Raw genomic sequence first — 22,388 nt, forward strand, 5'->3', positions numbered from 1 at the left:
AATTTTTAAAGCAATTTAGAAAGCGCTTTAATTCCTTCTTCCATTTGTTTTTCAGAAAGAGAAGCATAACCCAGACGAAAACCTTTGATGGTTTCATCAAAACTAAATCGATCAGAACTCATGATTCGAATGCCTTGCGATTTTAGTTTTTCGAAAATTTCCAAAACATTAATTTCTGCTTTTGGAACAATCCAAAAAGCAAGTCCGCCTTCCGGTTTTGTAAAAACGATTTTATGTTGAAGATATTGATTTAATAAGCTGTCGAAAAAATCTCTTTTGCTTTTATAAACCAAATTGGCTTTTTTAAGATGGCGCTTTATTTTGCCTTCATTGATGAGGTTTAAAATTGCTTCTTCCATAATATTATCGCCTTGAACGTCGATTATTTTTCTATGATTTCCAATTTTCTGAATGTTTTCATTCGAACTGGCTAAATATCCTATACGTAAAGCTGGAGCAACAATTTTACTGAAAGTGCCAATATAAATATAGTTTTTCAAACCCGAATAGCTAGAAATCGGAAGTATTGGTCTTTGGCCAAAATGAAATTCATTATCATAATCATCTTCAATAATCGTGAAATTATATTGATTCGAAAGTTCAATCAGTTTTAAACGCTTTTTTAAAGACAAAGTAACCGTAGTTGGAAACTGATGATGTGGTGTAACATAAATGGCTTTTATATTTTTATGCCGCAAATATTTTTCGACTTGATCGATATCCAATCCGTCCGATTCTACATTTACCGGAAGTAAAGTTGCGCCAGCATTTTCGAAAGCTTCCCAAGCAGGTTTGTAGCCAGGATTTTCGACCAAAACAAAATCGCCCGATTTTAAAATACAATGAGAGGCAAGGTACATCGCCATTTGGCTTCCGCGCGTAATACAGATTTGATCATGAGAAATGCTCATGCCACGCTTAAAATTGAGCATTTGAGCAATTGATTTTCTAAAATCTAAATTTCCCAATTCGTTGCTGTAACCCATAATTTGCCAACGCGATTTTCGGCTAAACAACTCTCGATACGCTCTTGCCAAATCGTTCATTGGAGCAAGACGGCTGTCTGGAAGTCCGTCATCGAAAACCAAAAAGCTTTTAGGCTCTTCAATTGTAATATTTTGCTCTTTTTTATTTTCTGTGGAATGATGAATTTGCGAAAGTGATTCGGTTACAAAAGTTCCTTTTCGGTCAATTGTTACAAGCCAGCCTTCGGCAATTAAAACATCCAAAGCTTCTACAACAGTATTTCGGTTTACTTTTAATAATTCAGCCAATTGTCTGCTTCCTGGCAAAGCATTTCCGCTAACCAATTTTCCTGTTTGGATAGCCTCAATTATAGCATCGGCAATTTGGAGATAAATGGCTTTATCTGATTTTTTGTCTAACTGAATTTCTAAAGGCCAAGGTCGAAGCATGTGGACTGTTTCTTTTTTATAAATGAAGATAATTTGCTAGTCCAAAAATACAATAATTATAAATGGAAAATAATTGTGTATTATTTTGAAGAAAAGCAAGCTCACATGCAGTACCTTAAAAGTGTTTTTGTTGTTTTAGAATGAAAATTTAGAAAAGAAAAGTATTGAAGAGATTTTTTTAATTCATTAAAAAGGGAATAGATAGAAACCTATTCCCTTTTTTTGTCCTAAGAATATTAAGAAAGTACTGTGTTTGGCAGAACACTAGTGTTTTGAGTAAAATTTAAAGTAAGCTGATCCAGATGTCCAAAGAAAAAAGTGTCTAAAACTTGCTGAAATACAGGATGGGCATTTTCGACCAAAACAAACAAGCTCATAGAAGAATGTAGTTTTTTGGCGCCTAAATCGCCCAAAATTCCTTCGGCAGATTTTTTATTAAAAGTCAATAAAAGTTTTGAAATTTCAATCAGATGTTTAGACAGAATAGGATGATTTAAGAATTCGGTTGCCTCTTTTAAATCTGCTACAGCATAATAATCTGAAATCGTACTTTTTCCTAGTCCTTTAATCTGCGGAAAAATAAACCACATCCAATGCGTTTCTTTTTTACCTTTTTCAATTTCAGAAAAAGCAGTTAAGTACAATTTGTTTTGAGCATCTAGAAATCGGGTCAAATCATTCTTTGCGTAAATCATGTCTTGATTCTGTATTAAATTGTTTATATATGGAGTTTCTTTAATAGGTAACACTTCGATATTTCTTTATTGTATGTTGTCAAATTTTTTTTGCTTACCAAAAGTAGATTGCTTAAGTCATTATGAGTTATAGAATTGCAATTAGTCTTTACATAATTCCGATAGCCTGTAAGAATGCCTTGTTAATAAATTTCTAAAGTTTTGAATGGTTCTAAATTCTAATGTTATTTTAATGTTCTGCAAAAAAAATGGCTCTAACTTGCGCGCTCAGAAAAAATAGAATAAACGCCTTAAATTACTGGGATCCTGAATCAAAATGATTTGATTTGGGTAAACTTTCAGCCTTTTTTTAGACTATGTTGAACAAAATTAAAAATAGCTTTTTATGTAAATGCCTTCAGGTGTTGCTTGTCGGCTATTTTCTAATTAGCAGTTTAAACATTTCTAATAGTGTTGGAAGAATCTTGAGTGATAATGCTGAAACTTATACTGTAAAAGGCATTACTTGCAATTTCTTGAAGAAAATCTTTAAATGTGACGGAATTCCAGAAGAAATGGACGATTACAAAACAAAAGATACTAAAACGGCTAAATTGTCAAAAGGAATTCCTTTAATGGAATATTTGGTTTCATCAGAATCACTAATGCCTAATTTTTATTTCTTAATAGAATTTGAAGGAAAAAAATATATTGACAATACAATCTTCTCATTTGGCTTTCATGGGAAAATAGATATACCGCCTCCTCGATTGAATTCATAAATACTTGTTTTTTAAGGATTAGGATAAAAATCTTAATCCATTAATGCGGTTTTTGCCGTATATTTATTCTATGTAATAATCTTGTATTTATACTTTAAATTCATGACACCATTTAAACGTTTTTATAACTTATTGCGACTCGATAAACGCGATGTATATCAAATTATCTTCTATGCTGCATTTGCAGGGTTAGTAAATCTTTCTCTGCCTTTGGGAATCCAAGCTATTATTAATTTTATTCAAAGCGGACAGCTAAGCGTCTCGTGGATCGTTCTGGTAATTCTAGTTACGGTGGGCGTTGGTTTTGGAGGTGTTCTTACGATTTTGCATTGCGAATTGTAGAGAATCTGCAGCTAGCGAATTTTTGTGCGTTCGTCTTTTGAATTTGCGTACAGAATGCCTTTAATAAAATTTAAAGAAATGTACTCGGAATATGCTCCCGAAAAAGCCAATCGTTTTTTTGATACTTTAATGGTACAGAAAGGCACTGCAAAATTATTGCTTGATTTCTGCACCGCATTCCTTCAGGTTGGTCTGGGGATTATTCTATTAGTTCTTTACCATTCTTTCTTTATGGTAATCGGACTTTTATTTATTGTCATTTTATATGTCATTTTTAAATTTTCGTACAAAGATGGTCTTGAGACAAGTTTGAACGAATCAAAATTTAAATATAAAGTTGCGAAGCATGGCTTCAAGAAATTGCCCGCAATAGAGAAAGCTTCCGCAGAAAAGGAGCTTTTGAATATGCATTGGACAGAAATGATGGCTATGTAACCAACTACGTCAATTACCGTGAAAAGCACTTTCAGGTAATGAAGAAGCAATATATTCAGCTGACTATTTTTAAAGTAATTGTTACTGCTGCCTTATTATCTATCGGTGGTTTTCTGGTAATTCACCACCAAATGAACATAGGGCAGTTCGTAGCGACTGAAATCGTAATTGTATTATTAATTAACTCGGTAGAAAAAATCATCTTCGGATTGGAGTCTTTCTACGACGTGCTAACTTCTGTTGAAAAAATTGGTCAGGTGACTGATATGGAGATTTCATGCATTCCTCAAACTTCAGATAAAACAGAAAAAGGAATCAATATTGAGACCGAAAGCATGAGTTATAATTATCCAGGACACAATAAAAAATCACTTAAGAATATCAACTTGAAAATTTCTCAAGGCGAAAAAATTATTCTTACAGGAACAAATGGGGCAGGAAAAAGTACTTTGTCTGCGATTGCTTTCGGGTGTTCTAGAACCAGAAAGCGGTGCCATGTATGTGACCGATAATTATATGAATCGTCTTAATGAAGATACATACAGAGCACAATCGGGGACATTTTTGCAAGGCGATACACTTTTTGCAGGAACAATTCGCGAGAATATTGTTTTTGGAAATGAAGAACTAAATAGTGATGATTTAAAATGGGCTTTAGATAATGTTGGTCTTACGCCATATATTAAAACTTTCGAAAACGGGTTGGAGAATCAAATTCATCCTGGAGGTCGTGAACTTTCTGCTTCTGATGTTCAAAAGATTCTTTTGGCAAGGAGTATTGTGGGTAAACCGAATATCTTATTCTTAGAAGATCCAGTTGACAAAATGGACGAATTGACTTCGAGTAAAATTGTTGATTTTTTACTTTCTGAAGAAAACGACTGGACTGTTATTGTGACTTCTAAAAATGATGTTTGGAAAAGCAAATGCAGTCGTATGATTACGATTGATGACGGAAAAATTATTAACGACATAAAGCTTTAATCATGCTCAACCTATCTAAAGATAACAACGTACTTATAACGCCGGGCAAATACAAATCGATTACAAGTGTTGCTCGTAGACCTCATTACGAAATTTTAAACAAAGTCATAATCGGATTTTTGATTTTTGCTGTCTTATGCCTTTTCTTGCCTTGGACACAAAACATCTCGGGAACAGGTTCTGTAACAACTTTAAAACCAGATCAGAGACCTCAAACGGTTCATAATGCCATTGCAGGACGTATTGAAAAATGGTTTGTAAAAGAAGGAGATTATGTAAAGAAAGGAGATACGATACTTTACATTTCGGAGATCAAAGAAGATTACTTGGATCCTAATTTGGTTAACAATACCAAACAACAAGTAGATGCCAAAAAAATGGCGGTAGAATCATACGGTGACAAAGTAAATTCGCTAGATGTTCAAGCGCAGTCTTTGAATACAGAAAAACAATTGAAATTACAGCAGGCGCAAAACAAAATTCGTCAGTCGCAACTGAAAATAAAAAGCGACAGTATGGATTTGGTTGCAGTAAAAACACAGCTTAGAATTGCAAAAACACAATTTGATCGTTCTACTGCTTTAAATAAAGAAGGTTTAAAACCAATGACAGATGTCGAGCAGAAAAGATTAAAGCCGCAAGAGTCTGAAGCGTATGTGATTACGCAAGAAAATAAACTTTTGAGCAGTAAAAACGAATTGATTAATGCAAGAGTAGAAGTTAGCAGAATTACTGCCGAATATGCTGAAAAAATATCAAAATCAAGAAGTGATAAATTTACTGCCTTAAGTACACAGTATGACACAGAAGCTCAGGTTAACAAACTAGAGAATCAATATACCAACTACAGACTTAGAAATGGTTTGTACTATATTACAGCGCCACAGAGTGGTTATGTAAACCGTGCTTTATTGGCAGGTCTTGGAGAAACTATTAAAGAAGGAACTCCTGTTGTAAGTATCATGCCAGCTAAATACGATATTGCAGTAGAAACTTATGTAGATCCAATCGATTTACCGCTTGTGCATCGTGGTGCAAAAGTTCGTGTTTGGTTTGATGGATGGCCTAGGATTGTATTTTCTGGATGGCCTGGGTTGTCTTATGGAACTTACGGGGGTAAAGTTGTAGCTATAGAAAATTTCATTAGTCCAAACGGAAAATACAGAATTCTGGTTTCGCCAGATGGAGAAGATCGTCACTGGCCAAAAGAATTAAGTATTGGTGCTGGTGCGCAAAGTATAGCGTTGTTAGAAACCGTTTCGGTATGGTACGAGATTTGGCGAAACTTGAATGGTTTCCCACCAAACTATTACAATTCAGGAGAAAAAGAAGATAAAGGAAAGGAGAAAAAGTAAAATGAGAAATCTAGTAAAACTGTTTTCTTTCTTATTTCTATTAAGTTTTTCTACACTGCAGAGCCAGAATTTTAATCAAGAGGAACTTACTTTTATTGAGTTTTTGGGCTACGTAAAAAAGTATCACCCTTTGGTAAAGCAAGCCAATCTTGAAGTGACAAATGCTCAGGCAAAACTGATGATGGCACGAGGCGGATTTGATCCAAAACTTGAAGTAGATTATAATAAGAAAGAATTTAAAGGCACAGAATATTATTCGTTATTAAACAGCAGTTTCAAAATTCCCACTTGGTATGGAGTTGAGATTAAAGCAGGTTTTGACGATACGAACGGGGAATATTATAACCCGCAGAACAAAACGCCAGAAGCAGGTTTAACTTCGCTCGGAATTAATGTTGCTTTAGGTCAGGGAATGTTTATTAACCAAAGAATGGCCGATGTTCGCGAAGGAAAACTTCAGGTAAAACTAAGTGATGCACAGCGAAAACTAAGAGCAATTGAAATTTTATATCAGGCGAGTGAAGCTTATTTTGAATGGAGAAAAAGCTACAACGAAGCCGAATTGTATAAAAATTATTTGGGTTTTGCTAGCACTCGTTTTGAAGGAGTTAAAAAGTTAATCGCAGCAGGAGATGCACCCGCAATTGACAGTGTTGAGGCCAAAATTACGGTACGAAACAGAGAACTGAATGTTGAAAACGGAAACCTAAAATTAGCGAAAGCAAAATTGAAATTGGCTAATTTTTTATGGATTGAAAATGTTCCTGTAGAGCTTGGAGATTTAGTAAAACCTGAACAAAATCTAATTCAGACTATAGAAGAAACTTTAAAGACAGATGCCATGATGGTCGATGTGGAGTCGTTAGATTCGCATCCAAAAATTCAGTCTTTAGAAACTAAAATGGATATTTTGGAAGTCAATCGCCAGTTGAAAGCCAATTCGTTGCTTCCGAAAATCAATGTGGGTTATAACTACATTTCAGAACCCAATTATTGGAATAATTTTAATGCCGATGATTATAAGTTTAATGTCGATTTCAGCTTTCCTATTTTCTTGAGAAAGGAACGTGGAAGTTTAAAAATGGCAAAACTGAAAATTCAGGACATGCAGTTTGATATTGACCAGCAACGATTAGAACTTAAAAATAAAGTAAAAGCACAGCAGACCGAAATTGCATCATTAAGAAAACAGAAAGTCGTAATTGACAATCTAGTAAAAGATTATATGACAATGTTGAACTCAGAAGAAAAATTATTTTCTTTTGGAGAAAGTTCGATTTTCTTGATCAATTCAAGAGAAAACAATTTGGTTAGCGCAAAATTGTCGCAAATAAGTTTAGAGAATCAGTTTTATCTGTCGAATGCCGAATTGTACAAAATATTGGCAAATCCAGATTAACAAATTTTGATGTATAATTGGATAATTGAAATTTATAGAAATCTAACATGTCGCTCCTCTGGAGCTTCTGAATTAGGGAGCATAGATTTTTAGCTATAAATATTTTGCTCTTCCAGAGCTATAAAAAGCCTCGGTGGGACTATACATCGCTAGTCCCAGTGGGACGAAATATTTATAGAAATGTATGTTTGATCTATAAAATAGCCCCAGAGGGGCGAAATATCATGTGTACATAAAAATAACAGTCAGCTTTGTACCTGTCTGCATTATATTAATTTTCAGAATTTTGATTTAAAAAAAGCTTTAGATATTTTTCTAAAGCTTTTTTGTTTGGAAGAAATGTCTAGAAAGCGGTTTCATATTATAACATGAAACCGCTTTTTTTTAAAGTTAAAAACTTCTTTATCTAAATTTGATAGACTTTCTTATTTCGAAGCCGTGTAATTTAATATTGACGAATTATGAGTTTATTAAAAAAGAGTTTCCTTGTATTTTGTTGCATCATTCTTTCTCAAGTTTTAAAAGCCCAAGACGCTCCTTACACAATGGGATTTATTCCAGCATCTATAAGCGAGGTTGATGTTGCGTTTCCGTTAATAGAAAAATGGAATTTGAGCGGTCAGGCAGATATGCAGCTCGTTACACAAGGCGCTTACACAAACGGAAATCCTTTTGAATATACACAGCGTAAAGTAATAAGACCTTGGATTATTTATTCTGGTTTTAAAAATATGAAACTTTGGTTAGGATATGCACACAATCAGAAATATGCGATAGAAGAAGCGGGAAATTACAAAACGTTAGAAAATAGACTTATTGTTATGGGAACCTATACGCAGGAAATGCCCAAAGGTTCTCTTTTCGAACAAGTGCGTTTTGAAACCAAGTTTTTTGATGACAGAAATGGCAATCATCAAACAGTTCCCAGAATAAGAGCTCGTTTTGGAGTCAATCATTATTTGAGACAAAGCAAAGAAAAACCAATTTTTCTAGCACCAAATATTGGCTATTATACCGAATTGATGCTGAAATTTGCTTCTAAAGATTATGCCGATGAACATTTTGATATTTTCAGATTATCGGTTTACTATACTGCTGGAATTACGCCGAATATTCATTTCTTGGCGGGCGTAATCGGTCAGATGCAATTGCGTACAAACGGAACTCAATTTGATGTTTACTACGGACCGATGGTTTCATTAAAATATAGCGTAAAACCAAAAGAACGCGAAACATTTGATAGCGTAGATGGTGGTGCAGATTAGTATTTTTGTTTCATTGTTTTTCTTCCTATTTTATTTTTGAATTATTTCCTGGCCTTAATTTTTAAAAACAAGTTTCAGTATTTAAAATAATTTAATATTAAAGACTGTATTTTTATGCTGATTTAAAAAATAATTTAAATTTGTTGTGAACCAAATAAGGAAAGCAATGAGTTTAAAAGATTTATTAGATAATAGTAAAGACAAAAGTTTGTCTGAACAAAAGTGGCATTTGCTTAGACAATCAATTGTAAAGCGTTTATTGTCTGGAGGTAATTCGACTATTGCCGAATTAAGTGCAGAACTTCAATCAAGTGTTCCAACAGTAACCAAAGCGGTTAACGAATTATTAGTAGAAAACTATGTTGTTGACATGGGAAAAATTACTAACAGCGGCGGGCGTAGACCTTCTCTGTTTAGTATCAATCCGACTTGTGCTTATTTTTTAGGTGTTGAAGTTGGGTTAACGAGTATGTCAATCGGACTTCAAAATATTAAAAATGAGTTGGTAAGCGTAGAGCTTGGAACTTCTTTTACTTTAGAAAACACTCAAGAATCTCTTCTTAAATTTTGCAGTTTAATTAATTCATTTATTGAAGATAGTTTGGTAGAAAAGAAAATGATTGTTGGTGTCTGCATTAACTTTTCGGGCCGAATTAATTCGATGGAAGGGTTTAGTTATAACTATTTTTTCAGTGAAAATCGACCTCTGACAGAGATTATTTCAGAACAATTAAATCTTCCAGTTCACTTAGAAAACGATACGCGTGCAATGGCTTTTGGCGAGTATTGCGAAGGTGTTGTCGATGATGAGCAAAATATCATTTTTGTCAATTATAGTTGGGGAGTTGCAATAGGAATGATTACTGACGGAAAGCTTTATTATGGAAAATCGGGCTATTCTGGCGAGTTTGGACATAGTACGATATTTAATAATGAAATAATGTGCCAATGCGGAAAACTAGGTTGTCTAGAAACTGAAATATCGGGTTGGTCTTTAATTAATCAGTTTAAAGAAGCAATAAAAGAAGGTAAGCAATCTAAAGTTGTTTTAGATGATAACTCACCAGTTTTACAGCATCATGCAATAATTACAGGCGCTGTAAATTTAGAAGATACTCTTTGTGTTGATCTTGTAACACAGCAAAGTGAGAAAATGGGACGTTACTTATCTATCCTTTTAAACATCTTTAACCCTGATCTTTTGGTAATTGGAGGAGATTTCGCACAACTTGGCGATTATGCACTTCTGCCAATTCAATCAGCTCTTAAAAAATATTCATTAGGTTTAGTCAATCGTGATATGAAGCTTAAAAAATCAACTTTGGGGCGCCGTGCGGGAGTTATAGGCGCTTGTTGTGTAATCAAAGAAAAGCTGTTGTTTCCTCTTATTAATAATTAATTTAAAAAATAAATTCATACTTATTAAAATATTTTAATAACTAAAGTTGTTATTTTAAATATTTTTATATCTTTACAAAATAATAATAAAATATTTAAGCAAAGTTTACATCTAATCAATAGAAGTTGGTCACTTACAAAAGAAAAACTAGAATTAAGATTTGAATAAAACCAAACTAACCATTTGGATAAAAATATTGTTTTTTGATCATAAAAAAAGCCAGCCAATGCTGTGAACATTGCTGGCTTGTTCTTCATCAGAACGGTTGATTGGAAATAAATAAATTGACCTTAACAAAGTTTTATTAACCAAACCATTACAAAAGTATGAAATTATTGCCTAAAAGTAAGCCTAAAAATTTTAGGTTTACTCCTAAACACGTAAAAGTTGTTAAACTTACTTCTACGTTACTTTTAGCTTTTACTATGCAATTAGCGTCTGCTAGCACAGAAAAAAGCGTTGTGTTTACGGATAAAAATGTAAAAAAGAATGACCCAATTCAGAAGAAAGTTACTGGTAAAGTAACCAATGAAAAAGGCGAATCGCTACCAGGTGTAAATATTGTTGCAAAAGGAACAAACATAAGCACTCAAACAGATTTTGACGGAAATTTTGTTTTTGAAGTCCCAGATAATGCAACAACTTTAATTGTTACATATATAGGATTACAAGATCAAGAAGTTGCAATTACGGGAAGTCCATTGAACATTGTCTTAAAAGAAATAGGACAGCAAATGAACGAGGTGATTGTAGTAGGATATGGAGCTCAAAACAGAAGAACTTTAAGTACTGCAGTTTCTAAACTGGATAAAAAAGTACTTGAAAACGTACCTTACTCAAACGTTACGCAATCTTTACAAGGAAGCGTTACAGGTTTGGTTGTAAAAACTTCTTCGGGACAGCCAGGAAAAGCTTCCAATGTAATTGTTCGTGGAGGTACTTCAATAGATAATCCTTCTGGCGCAACTCCTTTATATATTGTTGATGGTGTCATTAGAAATCAGATCGATGATATTAACTCTTTAGATATTGCTTCACTTCAAGTACTTAAAGATGTCTGCTGCAACTTCTATTTATGGTGCACGAGCTTCAAATGGTGTAATCATAGTCACTACAAATACAGGTAAGGCAGGAAAGCTAAAAGTTACTTATAATGTTTCAACTCAAAACAGTAGAATTGGTAAAAAATACAATTTTATGGATGGAGGCGATTACATTAAAATGCAGCGTGAAGGATTGTATAATGCAGCCGAACTTGCAGGACTTTCTACAACTACTGGTATCGCACGTTTAGGACAATTGACCGGTGCTACGCCTGCAGGTACAGGAAATAATCTAGAAAACAATACTCCGTTTGCTACTTTATTAAAATCTAATTTATCTGCAGAAACCATAAGTACACTTCAGGCAAAAGGCTGGCAGGAAATTGCAGATCCTTTAAACCCAAGCAAGACGATTATGTACAAAAGTACCGATTGGAATGATATTTTATTTCAAGATGCTATTACACAAAGCCATACACTTGGTTTTAGCGGTGGAACAGACACAGGCGTATTCGATTTGAGTTTAGGATATTTAAAAGGTGATGGTATTACGATATTCACAGGATACCAAAGGTTTACCAGTAAATTAAACGCTTCTTTAAAAGTTGCGGACAATTTTACAATTAACGGACGTGTTTTGTTCTCAAAAGCAAGTAACAATCAGGTTGTGGCTAACAGTGTAGTTTTCAATAGATATTTAGGAAACTCACCAACTACAAAACTATATTTAGAAGACGGAACTTTAGCTCCAGGACAAAACAACATTAACGGAAATCCATTGTACCAGATGGGGAAAGTTAAAGGCAAAAATGAAAACGATAAGCTTCAGATGGGCGTAGATGGTGAATTAAGACTTGCAAAAGATTTTACTTTCACACCAGCCATTTCATTATACAGCGAAAATGAAAATGACAATACTTTTCAACAGGCATTTTTAAGCGGAAGCAGCGGTTTGGTTGATAATACAAGAACTGCAACAAGATTGAGCAATCAAACCTATCAAGTGCAATACGAAGGAGTTTTTGCTTATAAAAAAGATTGGGAAAATATTGGAAACTTTGATGCTAAACTAGGAGTTTCAAAATACGATAGAACCATTAAATATTTTAATGCAAGCAGGAAAAGGAAGCCCTTCAGATTTAGCGCAGACTTTAGACTCATCTCCAATTCGGTTTCGGTTTATAGCAACAATACCAAATTGGTTTTAAATAGTGTTTTCGGACGTGTTAATTACGATTATAAAAACAGATATTTTGCAACAGCTTCATTTCGTTATGATGGTTCATCAAGTTTAGGACCAGACAATAGATATGGTTTCTTTCCTGGGATTTCGGCAGGATGGAATATGCAGGAAGAGAAATTCTGGGCCAACACAATGCCAAAATTCTTTTCTTCTCTTAAACTTCGTGGAAGTTATGGTGTAAACGGAAACTTAGGAACTTTAGGAGATTTCCAAGCTGGAGGATTATATGCAGGAACTACAAACGGACTTCCAAATAGCTACAATGGACAATCGGCGATTATCAACTCTCAAATTGCAAACCCAGGATTGAAATGGGAACAATCTGAAACGATAAATGGTGGTTTTGATATCGGATTAAACGAAGATAAAATTAGAATCATTGGAGATTTCTATAACAAATTGACATCAGACTTATTGACAAATCTGACTTTGCCTTCAAATAGTGGTTTCTCAACTGTTTTGACCAATTTAGGAGGATTAAGAAGCAAAGGTTTTGAGCTAGAAGTTCAGGCAAATGTTTACAATAAAAATGATTGGAAAGTAAATGTTGGAGCAAACGTTTCGCACAATACCAATACAGTCGAAAAACTTCCATTTAATGGAAATGGAAATAATAGAATTGGAGGAACTGAGATCTGGGATGCAAAAAGTGGCAAATATGTTTATGTGGGAGGTTTACAGGAAGGACAAAAAATTGGAAACTTCTACGCTCATAAACAATTATATATTCTGTCAACTCAAGCAGAAGCAGATGCATACAACGCAAAAGTTCACGATACTTATGTAACGAAAACGGCCGCAAATGGTGGTAATCCTGATGGAAGAAAATTTGCTGGAGACGCAGTTTTTGAAGATACAGACAATAACGGAATCATTGATAGCCGAGATAGACAATATATGGGGAATATGTTCCCAACATTCGTAGGAGGTTTCAATTTTGATACTTCATACAAAGGTTTCTCTCTAACAGTTAGAACAGATTATTCTTTAGGAGCAACAATTTACAACGAAGCAAGAGCACGTTTCTTAGGTCAGTTTCAAGGTAACTACGGATTATTGGCAGAAAGCGCACAAGCATGGCAGAAAGAAGGAGATATTACAGATGTTCCTCGTTACCGTTGGGCAGATCAAACCAATCAGAACAACTTATTCAGATCTGAAGCGAGCGGAGCAGCTTACAATACCAATATGTTCCAAGGTAACAGCCGTTACTACGAAAGCGGAGATTATTTATGCATAAGAGAAATTACGTTCAGTTATAGTTTTCCAAAAACACTTATCGAAAAAGCAAGTTTGACATCACTTCGTCTGTATGTTACAGGAAGTAATTTATACTACTTTACAAAATACAAAGGGTTAAGCCCAGAAGTACAAGGTATTGACGGAGGATCTAGTTTAGGATTAAACGCAGCTGGTTCTACAGGAACTTACCCAGTGCCTAGAAACATTATTCTTGGTTTAAATATCAGTTTGTAAATTTTTAATTAAAAAATCATGAAAAAGAAATTTCTTTTATACACAATACTTTTTTCAAGTCTTTCTCTTTTTAATTCTTGTCAAGATGATTTAGAATTAACATCTGATAGTGTTATTACATCTGACAGTTTCTGGAAAACAGAAGATGACGCCAAAGCAGGCGTAAACGGAATGTATGTAAACTTTAGAATTCAGACACAGCAAAATTATTATTTGTTAGGAGGAGCAAGAAGTGCAGAAATTACTGGCGGAGTTCAGTCTCCTTTAACATTGGCAAATTACTATAACAACAATCTTACACCACAAAATATAGATGTAGATTGGGCTGGTTTGTATACTGTAATTCATTCGGCAAACTTGGTTTTAAAATATGTGCCAAAAATTACATTTAGTCCATCAACAGTAAAAGAGCAAAAAAGATATATTGCTCAAGCCTATACCATGCGTGCGTTATGTTATTTCATTATGGCGCGTTCTTGGGGAGGAGTGCCAATTGTAACAGAACCAACAGAAAATACCAATCAGTCGCAATACATTATTCCGCGAAATACGATTGAAGAAACATTTGCCTTTATTAAATCAGATATTGATCAGGCCATTGCTAATTTTCCCGATGCAAACAATAACAAAACGCAATTGGCTCTTCCATCAGTTTATGCTTTAAAAGCAGAAGTGAATTTATGGACAGCAAAACAATTAAACGGAGGAACAGCAGACTTAAATAATGCTTTGGCAGACAATAAATGCAATTCCGGGAACACCGACTTTAATGCCAAGTTTCAAAGATGTTTTTGCTTTTGACAAAAAAGGAAATGCCGAAGTGCTTTTTGCAGTTCGTTATTCATTAGCCGATTTAACGTCATCACTATTAGATAACTGGAATCAGTTTATGTTTGTTGGACCAAGTGATTTTGCACCATTAACATCAGCACAGGCAACGGCCGTTTTCGGTACATTAGGAACAGGTTCAGGAAATGCTGGTATTTCGAGAGTACAGCCAGACATTACAAGATTCAATTTTGCGACTACAGATGCCAGAAAAGACGCAACGTATTTAACTTTATATAACGGTACAACTCCAGTAGTTACAGGTTTGGTAAAATATAATGGAACTGTAGACGGAACAATCAGAAGATTTGTGAGTGATATCATTATTTACCGTTGGGCAGATATTTTATTAATGAAAGCAGAGATTAAAAACGCTTTAGGTCAGGATCCAACCACAGAAATGAATTTGGTAATGAAAAGAGCTGACGCATCGGCTTCATTTACAAATGATACTCCGGCAGCAAATGACGATGTGATTTTAAGAGAGCGTTTAAAAGAAATGGCCTTTGAAGGAAAATCATGGTGGGATATTGTTCGTTTTAATAAAACAAGTATAGTTCCGTCAATGGCAGGAAAACAAGTACTGTTTCCAATTTCTCAAAACACAATCAATTTCAATCCTAAAATTGTTCAGAATCCAGGATATACCAATTAAACGAAACAAAGAATAAAAAAACTAAAGTTTAAAATCAAACTGGAAATGAAAACTTTTCCAGTTTGATAAAACGAAAAAATTAAAAAATAAAAGTCATGAAAATCGAACATTTACAAGGTCTTATTTCAGCTCCATTTACTCCATTTGATGAGAGTGGAAAATTGGATGTGAGCCTGATTCCAGCTTATTATACTTTTCTAAAAAGAAATGGAGTAACAGGAGCATTTATAATTGGTTCTACTGGCGAAGGGGTTTCGATGTCATTAGAAGAGAAAAAAACGGTTGCTAAAGCATGGGCAGATTGTTCTAATCACGATGCCGATTTTAAAGTAATGGTTTTCCTTGGCGGAACTTGTTTAACAGACTGTATCGAACTAGCTAAATACTCGTATGAAGTTGGTTTATACGCGGTTTCTATAACTGCGCCATTTTATTTCAAACCAGGAAACGTAGATACGCTGGCAGAAATTTGTATCAAAGTTGGAGAAAGTGTTCCAAACATGCCATTGTATTACTACCATATTCCAGTCTTGACAGGAGTAAATATTCCAATGTTTGATTTGGTAAGAGTTTTGGATGGAAAACTTCCAAATTTTGCAGGAGTAAAATATACACATGAAGATTTTATGGATTTTCAGAGCTGTATGAGTTATGAAAACGGAAAATACGATATGCTTTGGGGACGTGACGAAAACATGCTTTCAGCATTAGTTTTAGGTGCTAAAGGCGCTGTTGGAAGTACTTTTAATTATGCTCGCACCATTGTACTATGATTTAATCGATGCTTTTAATGCTAATGATTTAACGAAAGCCAGAAAGTTACAGCAGAAGTCAATTGATATGATTCGTTTCTTAGGAAAGTATGGCGGAATCTCAGTTGGAAAAGCCTACATGAAATTGGTTGGACATAATTTAGGAGAATTCAGATTGCCAGTCAAAAACATGAGTGCAGAACAATTTGAATTATTCAAAAAAGATGTTGCAGGTTTAAATTTTGACGCCTTTAAATCAAAATAATACGTTTCGTTTTCGGCTAAAACAAACAACTATGAATCGATTTTTTTCTTTCTCAATTCTTACTATTTCAATTATGTCAGCAACAGTTGGTCTTTCGCAACAAAAAAATATTTCAAAAATAGAATGGCAAAAAGCAGCGCAGCTTCAAAATGCCGATGGAAGTCTTTCTCTAGGTTTTGCAGGACCAATTAATGGCGTGACAAATGATGTTTTAATTGTAGCTGGAGGAGCAAATTTTCAAGATAAAATGCCTTGGGAAGGAGGAAAGAAGCATTATTCAAAAGAAATTCATGTTTTAGAAAAAAACGATAAAACCTTTCATTGGAATAAAAAATCAATAGCAGAATTACCAGAACCAATTGCGTATTGCGGCAATGTTTCAACCAGTTTAGGAATCGTGTACGTTGGAGGAGAAAATGAAAATGGTTTATCCAACAAAGCACATATTTTAAATTGGAATTCTGAAAAAAATGAAATTGAAATAAAAGCACTGCCCGATTTTCCAATCCAAATAACCAATATTGCTCTTGTAAATGTAAGCAATGTAGTATATGCAATTGGCGGCGATGAAGCCACAAAAAGTTCCGATTTGGTTTTTAGCATTGATTTAAATAAAGCCAAACCAGAATGGAAATCAGAACCAAAATTACCTTTTGCATTGGCAAATTCAGTAGCAGTATTTCAGAATGAAATTATTTATGTTGTTGGAGGAAGAACCAAAACAGCTTCTGGAATAAGTGATTTGCACAACACAACATTGGCTTTCAACCTGAAAAAACAAATTTGGGAAACTAAAGCAATTATAACGGACGGAAAGAAAACGACCAATTTTTCAGCAGGAGCAGGAGTCGCTTTTGGGAAACACTATATCATTATTACCGGAGGAGATAACGGAGAAACATTTCATAAAATAGAAACCTATTTATCTCAAATTTCACAGACAGCTTCAGAAGAAGAAAAGGCAAAATTAATTGCCGAAAAAAATATCTTAAATACAACACATCAAGGATTTTACAATGCCGTTTTATTGTACGATACTTTAAAAAATAAATGGACAAAAATTGGCGAATTGCCATTTCTGGCTCATGTCACGACAACAGCAGTACTTTGGAACGATAAAATTGTTTTATCAAATGGAGAAATAAAACCTGGAATTCGAACTCCGAATATTATGTTAGGCACTATCAAATAATTAAGAAAATAACAAACCAAAAAGAAACCAAAAACCAAAATGAAAAACTCTAAATATTATCCTTGGCTCGTAGTCGCGTTACTTTGGATTGTAGCTTTATTAAACTACATGGACAGGCAGATGCTCGCAACCATGAGACCATCAATGGAAAGTGACATTCCGGAATTAGTTTCAGGAGAAAATTTTGGACGCTTAATGGCAGTTTTTCTTTGGATTTATGCTTTGATGAGTCCAGTTTCTGGAATTATCGCCGATAAATTAAATAGAAAATGGCTAATTATTGGGAGTTTATTTGTTTGGTCTGCAGTTACCTATGCAATGGGTTATGCCAAAACATACGATGAAGTTTATTGGCTAAGAGCCATTATGGGCGTGAGCGAAGCTTTATACATTCCTGCTGGTTTATCTTTAATTGCCGATTATCATCAACAAAAAACAAGATCACTTGCCATCGGGATCCACATGACAGGGCTTTATGTTGGTTCGGCTTTAGGTGGCTTTGGAGCAACAATTGCGACAAGATATTCTTGGCATTCTACTTTTCATCATTTCGGAATTGTAGGCGTGGTTTACTCTATCATTTTGGTTTTCTTTTTATTTGAGAAAAAGACAAAGGTTTTTGATCCAGAGTTTAATAAAACACACGAAAAAGTTTCTTTGCTAAAAGGTCTAGCCCTATTATTTACCAATATTTCTTTTTGGGTAATTCTTTTCTATTTCGCGATTATAAGTTTACCGGGATGGGCAACTAAAAACTGGCTTCCAACGCTTTTCTCAGACAATTTAGGTATTTCAATGGATCAGGCTGGGCCTTTAGCAACGATTACAATTTCATTTTTCTTCTTTATTGGGAGTTGTGTTCGGTGGAATTTTATCAGATAAATGGGTTCAAAAAAATATAAAAGGAAGAATTTATACTAGCGCGATAGGTTTAAGCTTAACTATTCCCGCATTAATGTTGATCGGATTTGGGCATTCGTTGCTTCACGTGGTTGGCGCAGTTTTGTGTTTTGGTATAGGATACGGAATGTTTGACGCAAACAATATGCCCATTATCTGTCAATTTGTTTCTTCAAAATATCGGGCTACGGCTTATGGTATTTTAAATATGACAGGAGTTGGCTGTGGCGCATTGGTCACCTCTTTGTTAGGTAAATCAGCCGATACTGGTAATTTGGGTTATGGTTTTTCTTTGATGGCCGGTATCGTACTGATTGCCCTTATAACACAAATTAGTTTTTTGCGCCCAAAAGTAAACGATTTTGAAGAGGCCTAAAGCATAATTATTTACCCTTTTTTAAAAATTAGATTTGTTAGTTAGGTTTTTTGGTTTTATAAGCCTGGGCGAAGCCTTGCCGTTTCGCTCGGCTCATGATTCCTCAATTTTAATAGAATTTGAAGAAAAAATGAGAACACAAAAACGAAATTTATTTCTGTTCCTATTAATAGTTTTTACAGTCATTCCATTTAAAATGAATGCACAAAAAACGACTGTAAAAGTGGCTTGTTTGGGAGATTCTGTTACAGCGGGATATTTGTTGGCAAACCCGCAATCAGAATCTTATCCTTCGCAATTGCAGGTTTTAATGGGAAATGGTTATGAAATTAGAAATTTTGGACACAGTGGTGCAACTCTTTTAAAAAAAGGGAGTAAACCTTATTATAAAACTAAAGAATGCTCTGATGCGATTGCCTATCAGCCGGATATTGCAATTATTCATTTGGGATTAAATGATACTGATCCGAGGAACTGGCCGAATTACAAAGAAGATTTTAATGCCGATTATTTTTGGCTGATTGATGCATTAAGAAAACAGAATCCGAATGTAAAAATCTTTATCTGTCGTATGACTCCGATTTTCAATGAACATCCTCGTTTTAAATCGGGAACCCGAGATTGGTTTTGGCAAATTCAGGAGCATATTAATGAAATAGCTAAACCAAATAAAGTCCATTTAATTGACCTTCACGAAAAATTATATTCGCGTCCAGATCTTTTTCCAGATGCCTTGCATCCAACAAAAGAAGGGGCAAAAATCTTAGCACAGACAGTTTACGAAAATGTTACCCAAGATTTTGGAGGTTTAAAATTAGGAACTGTTTTTACCGATAATATGGTTTTACAGCGTAACCAGCCGATTCTAATTTATGGAAATGCAAATGGAGGAGAAAAAGTTGAAGTAGTTTTTGATGATAAAAAAGAAATTGCAACAACAAATGAAGCAGGAAAATGGAAAGTTATTTTTCCAGCAATGAAATCTGGAGGAATTCACGAAATTTCAATTTCAACTTTAGATAAAAAAATCACTTTAAAAAATATTTTAATTGGAGATGTTTGGTTTTGTTCAGGACAATCTAATATGGCTTTTCCTCTAAAAAAATCTGAAAATGGAATCTCTGAAGTAAAGAAAGCGGTTGAGAACACCAACCTTAGATTATTCAATTTTGAAGCTATTCAAGAAACAAACGAAAAAGCTTTTGACTCGATTACTTTAGAAAAAGTAAATCAGTTGAAATATTTTTCTGGAAAATGGAAAACATGCGATTCTTTAAGTGCCAAAGATTTTTCGGCAGTAGCCTTTTACTTTGGTCAAAACATTATTCGCGAAGAAAATATTCCAATCGGATTAATAGAAGTTGCCGTTGGCGGTTCTCCAATAGAATCTTGGTTTGAGAGATATACTTTGGAGCATGATGATAAAGTAGTAGACGTATTAACAAATTGGAGAAAATCTGATTTCTTGCGACCTTGGGTACGCTCTAGAGCAGACGAAAATTTAAAAAACGCAATAAACCCAAAACAGCGCCATCCTTATGATCCTTGTTACAATTACGAAGCAGGCGTTTCGCATTTTACAGCGTTTCCGATAAAGGGATTTATTTGGTACCAAGGAGAAAGCAATGCACATAATGTTGAATTGTATGAACATTTAATGCCAGAATTAGTCAAAAATTGGAGAAACGCTTGGGGAGGTTCATTGCCATTTTATTTTGTGCAATTATCAGGAATTAATCGACCATCGTGGCCAGAATTTAGAGATGCACAAAATAGAATTCAAAAAGAAATTCCTAATAGTGGCATGGCTGTTAGTATGGATTTTGGAGAAGAGACAAATGTTCATCCAATAAAGAAAAGGCAAATTGGGGAGCGATTAGCGTTATTGGCATTAAAAAATACATACGGCAAAAAAATAATAGCAAACGGACCAATTCCTTTAAAAGCAATTCAAAAAGGAGATGCAATTCTAGTTTCTTTTTCGAATGCAAAACAATTATACACCGCAGATAAAAAAGACCTAATCGGTTTTGAATTAGTTACCGAGAAAGGAATTCGGATTGAAACCAAAGCAAAAATTATAAAAGATCAAGTCGAGATTAGTATTCCGAATGGCGAAAAAGTTAATGAAGTTTTCTACGCTTGGAAACCTTATACAACAGCAAATTTGGTAAACGAAGCCAGTCTCCCATGTTCCACTTTTAAGCTTAAACTGAATTCTATAAGCAAAAACTAGAAAGTATCTCTATATCTATATTTTTCATTTGGCTGACCTGATTTTTCAGCTAAAGTGACTTCACCTATCTATAACTGAACCTGAATTTATTTTCGGGCATAAAAAACATATATCAAAAATGAGCTATTCAAAAACTGATTTAATAGAATTAAAAGACTTTTATCAGAACCAATTACTAAATAATACAGTGCCATTTTGGTTTCCGCGATCTATAGATACCGAGCATGGCGGTTACTTATTGATGCGGAACCAAACTGGAGATTTGATTGATACAGATAAATCGGTTTGGTTTCAGGGGCGCACAGCTTGGCTTTTAGCAACACTTTATAATACAATAGAGCCAAAGCAAGAATGGCTTGATGGCGCTAAATCGGGAATCGATTTTATTAATCAACATTGTTTTGATACTGATGGAAGAATGTTTTTTCACGTCACTCAAGATGGAAGCCCAATTCGTAAACGCCGTTATTATTTTTCTGAAACATTTGCGACAATTGCGATGAGTGCTTACGCCAAAGCAAGTGGAGATGAAGCCGCAGCAGAACAAGCGCGACATCTTTTTGGAGAGTGCATAAAATATACAACAACTCCTGGTTTGTTAGAACCAAAATATACTTCAACAAGACCTTCAAAAGGAATTGGCTCTCCTATGATTATGATCAATACAGCACAGCAAATAAGAGAAAATATTGGCGACTCGCGTTGTGATGAATGGATTATGAAATGGATAGCCGAAATCGAAAATGACTTTGTAAAAGACGATATAAAATGTGTCATGGAACAAGTTGCTCCAGACGGTTCTATAATTGATCATATTGACGGACGCACTTTAAATCCTGGACATGCAATAGAAGGTGCATGGTTTATTCTGCATGAAGCAAAATACAGAAATAACGATCCACATTTAATTGAACTAGGGTGTAAAATGCTCGATTATATGTGGGAAAGAGGCTGGGATAAAGAACACGGAGGAATTCTATATTTCCTTGATGTTTATGGAAATCCTGTTCAGGAATATTGGCAGGATATGAAATTCTGGTGGCCACATAATGAAGTGATTATTGCAACCTTACTGGCTTATACCATGACAGGAAATGAGAAATATGCAAAATGGCATAAAATGATTCACGATTACTCGTATAGTAAATTTCATGATAAAGAAAATGGGGAATGGTTTGGCTATTTGCACCGAGACGGAAGCGTAGCTCAAACTGCCAAAGGTAATCTTTATAAAGGACCATTTCATTTGCCTCGTCAGGAATGGTATTGTACACAAATATTAAACGATTATCTTGAGAAAAATTAAAGTCCGCTTATCCTGATTTATCCGCCAGTCATCAAGTTTTTCGTTATTATTTTTTAATGCTTTTTA

The 22,388-nt window shown here is 34.4% G+C and carries 16 protein-coding genes and 2 pseudogenes; 16 read left to right on the top strand and 2 right to left on the bottom strand.

Going from position 1 to position 22,388, the window contains the following annotated elements; genetic code table 11:
* Positions 1–5 precede the first annotated feature (5 nt).
* Both pdxR and P5P87_RS23345 read right to left on the bottom strand, forming a co-directional pair.
* Positions 6–1,415 carry a MocR-like pyridoxine biosynthesis transcription factor PdxR gene (gene pdxR / locus P5P87_RS23340; RefSeq protein ID WP_278020755.1) on the bottom strand — a complete coding sequence of 470 codons (1,410 nt, stop codon included), beginning with the start codon at positions 1,413–1,415 and terminating at the stop codon, positions 6–8.
* 236 nt (positions 1,416–1,651) lie between these two features.
* Positions 1,652–2,110, bottom strand: coding sequence for a DUF1810 domain-containing protein (locus P5P87_RS23345; protein ID WP_198856579.1), 459 nt, complete (start codon positions 2,108–2,110; stop codon positions 1,652–1,654).
* Positions 2,111–2,511: 401 nt separating this feature from the next.
* Between P5P87_RS23345 and P5P87_RS23350 the strand changes: the two genes are divergently transcribed.
* The 16 genes and pseudogenes from P5P87_RS23350 to P5P87_RS23425 all read left to right on the top strand — a co-directional run bounded on the left by P5P87_RS23350 (position 2,512) and on the right by P5P87_RS23425 (position 22,322).
* Positions 2,512–2,871: a hypothetical protein gene (locus P5P87_RS23350; protein ID WP_278020756.1), complete on the top strand. Its 360-nt coding sequence runs from the start codon at positions 2,512–2,514 to the stop codon at positions 2,869–2,871.
* Positions 2,872–2,973: 102 nt separating this feature from the next.
* Positions 2,974–4,632, top strand: a pseudogene (locus P5P87_RS26235) (peptidase domain-containing ABC transporter).
* Between the two features lie 2 nt (positions 4,633–4,634).
* Positions 4,635–5,987 (top strand): HlyD family secretion protein, encoded by a 1,353-nt coding sequence (locus P5P87_RS23360; RefSeq protein ID WP_278020757.1) that lies wholly within the window; start codon positions 4,635–4,637, stop codon positions 5,985–5,987.
* A gap of 1 nt (position 5,988) precedes the next feature.
* Positions 5,989–7,386 carry a TolC family protein gene (locus tag P5P87_RS23365; RefSeq protein WP_278020758.1) on the top strand — a complete coding sequence of 466 codons (1,398 nt, stop codon included), beginning with the start codon at positions 5,989–5,991 and terminating at the stop codon, positions 7,384–7,386.
* Between the two features lie 461 nt (positions 7,387–7,847).
* On the top strand, positions 7,848–8,651 hold the full coding sequence (locus P5P87_RS23370) for a DUF2490 domain-containing protein (RefSeq protein WP_198856574.1): 804 nt from the start codon (positions 7,848–7,850) through the stop codon (positions 8,649–8,651).
* Between the two features lie 166 nt (positions 8,652–8,817).
* On the top strand, positions 8,818–10,050 hold the full coding sequence (locus P5P87_RS23375) for an ROK family protein (RefSeq protein ID WP_198856573.1): 1,233 nt from the start codon (positions 8,818–8,820) through the stop codon (positions 10,048–10,050).
* A 326-nt stretch (positions 10,051–10,376) separates the two neighbouring features.
* The gene (locus P5P87_RS23380) at positions 10,377–11,177 is read left to right on the top strand and encodes a carboxypeptidase-like regulatory domain-containing protein (RefSeq protein WP_278020759.1); all 801 of its coding nucleotides are present in this window, start codon (positions 10,377–10,379) and stop codon (positions 11,175–11,177) included.
* On the top strand, positions 11,104–13,812 hold the full coding sequence (locus P5P87_RS23385) for a SusC/RagA family TonB-linked outer membrane protein (RefSeq protein WP_278020760.1): 2,709 nt from the start codon (positions 11,104–11,106) through the stop codon (positions 13,810–13,812). The genes P5P87_RS23380 and P5P87_RS23385 overlap by 74 nt, the downstream gene beginning before the upstream one ends.
* An 18-nt stretch (positions 13,813–13,830) precedes the next feature.
* Entirely contained in the window at positions 13,831–14,613 is a 783-nt protein-coding gene (locus P5P87_RS23390; protein WP_278020761.1) for a RagB/SusD family nutrient uptake outer membrane protein, read from the top strand.
* A complete protein-coding gene (locus P5P87_RS23395; protein ID WP_278020762.1) occupies positions 14,537–15,295 on the top strand; it encodes a RagB/SusD family nutrient uptake outer membrane protein in 759 nt (252 codons plus the stop codon). The genes P5P87_RS23390 and P5P87_RS23395 overlap by 77 nt, the downstream gene beginning before the upstream one ends.
* 95 nt (positions 15,296–15,390) lie before the next feature.
* The gene (locus tag P5P87_RS23400) at positions 15,391–16,068 is read left to right on the top strand and encodes a dihydrodipicolinate synthase family protein (protein ID WP_278020763.1); all 678 of its coding nucleotides are present in this window, start codon (positions 15,391–15,393) and stop codon (positions 16,066–16,068) included.
* Positions 16,046–16,312: a beta/alpha barrel domain-containing protein gene (locus P5P87_RS23405; RefSeq protein WP_278020764.1), complete on the top strand. Its 267-nt coding sequence runs from the start codon at positions 16,046–16,048 to the stop codon at positions 16,310–16,312. The genes P5P87_RS23400 and P5P87_RS23405 overlap by 23 nt, the downstream gene beginning before the upstream one ends.
* A gap of 31 nt (positions 16,313–16,343) precedes the next feature.
* The gene (locus P5P87_RS23410; RefSeq protein ID WP_278020765.1) at positions 16,344–17,504 is read left to right on the top strand and encodes a galactose oxidase; all 1,161 of its coding nucleotides are present in this window, start codon (positions 16,344–16,346) and stop codon (positions 17,502–17,504) included.
* Positions 17,505–17,543: 39 nt separating this feature from the next.
* A pseudogene (locus P5P87_RS23415) lies at positions 17,544–18,780 on the top strand (MFS transporter).
* A 196-nt stretch (positions 18,781–18,976) separates the two neighbouring features.
* On the top strand, positions 18,977–21,016 hold the full coding sequence (locus P5P87_RS23420; protein WP_278020766.1) for a GDSL-type esterase/lipase family protein: 2,040 nt from the start codon (positions 18,977–18,979) through the stop codon (positions 21,014–21,016).
* Between the two features lie 118 nt (positions 21,017–21,134).
* Positions 21,135–22,322: an AGE family epimerase/isomerase gene (locus P5P87_RS23425; protein ID WP_278020767.1), complete on the top strand. Its 1,188-nt coding sequence runs from the start codon at positions 21,135–21,137 to the stop codon at positions 22,320–22,322.
* Positions 22,323–22,388 lie beyond the last annotated feature (66 nt).

The sequence above is a fragment of the Flavobacterium ginsengisoli genome (assembly GCF_029625315.1).
Taxonomy (GTDB): domain Bacteria; phylum Bacteroidota; class Bacteroidia; order Flavobacteriales; family Flavobacteriaceae; genus Flavobacterium; species Flavobacterium ginsengisoli.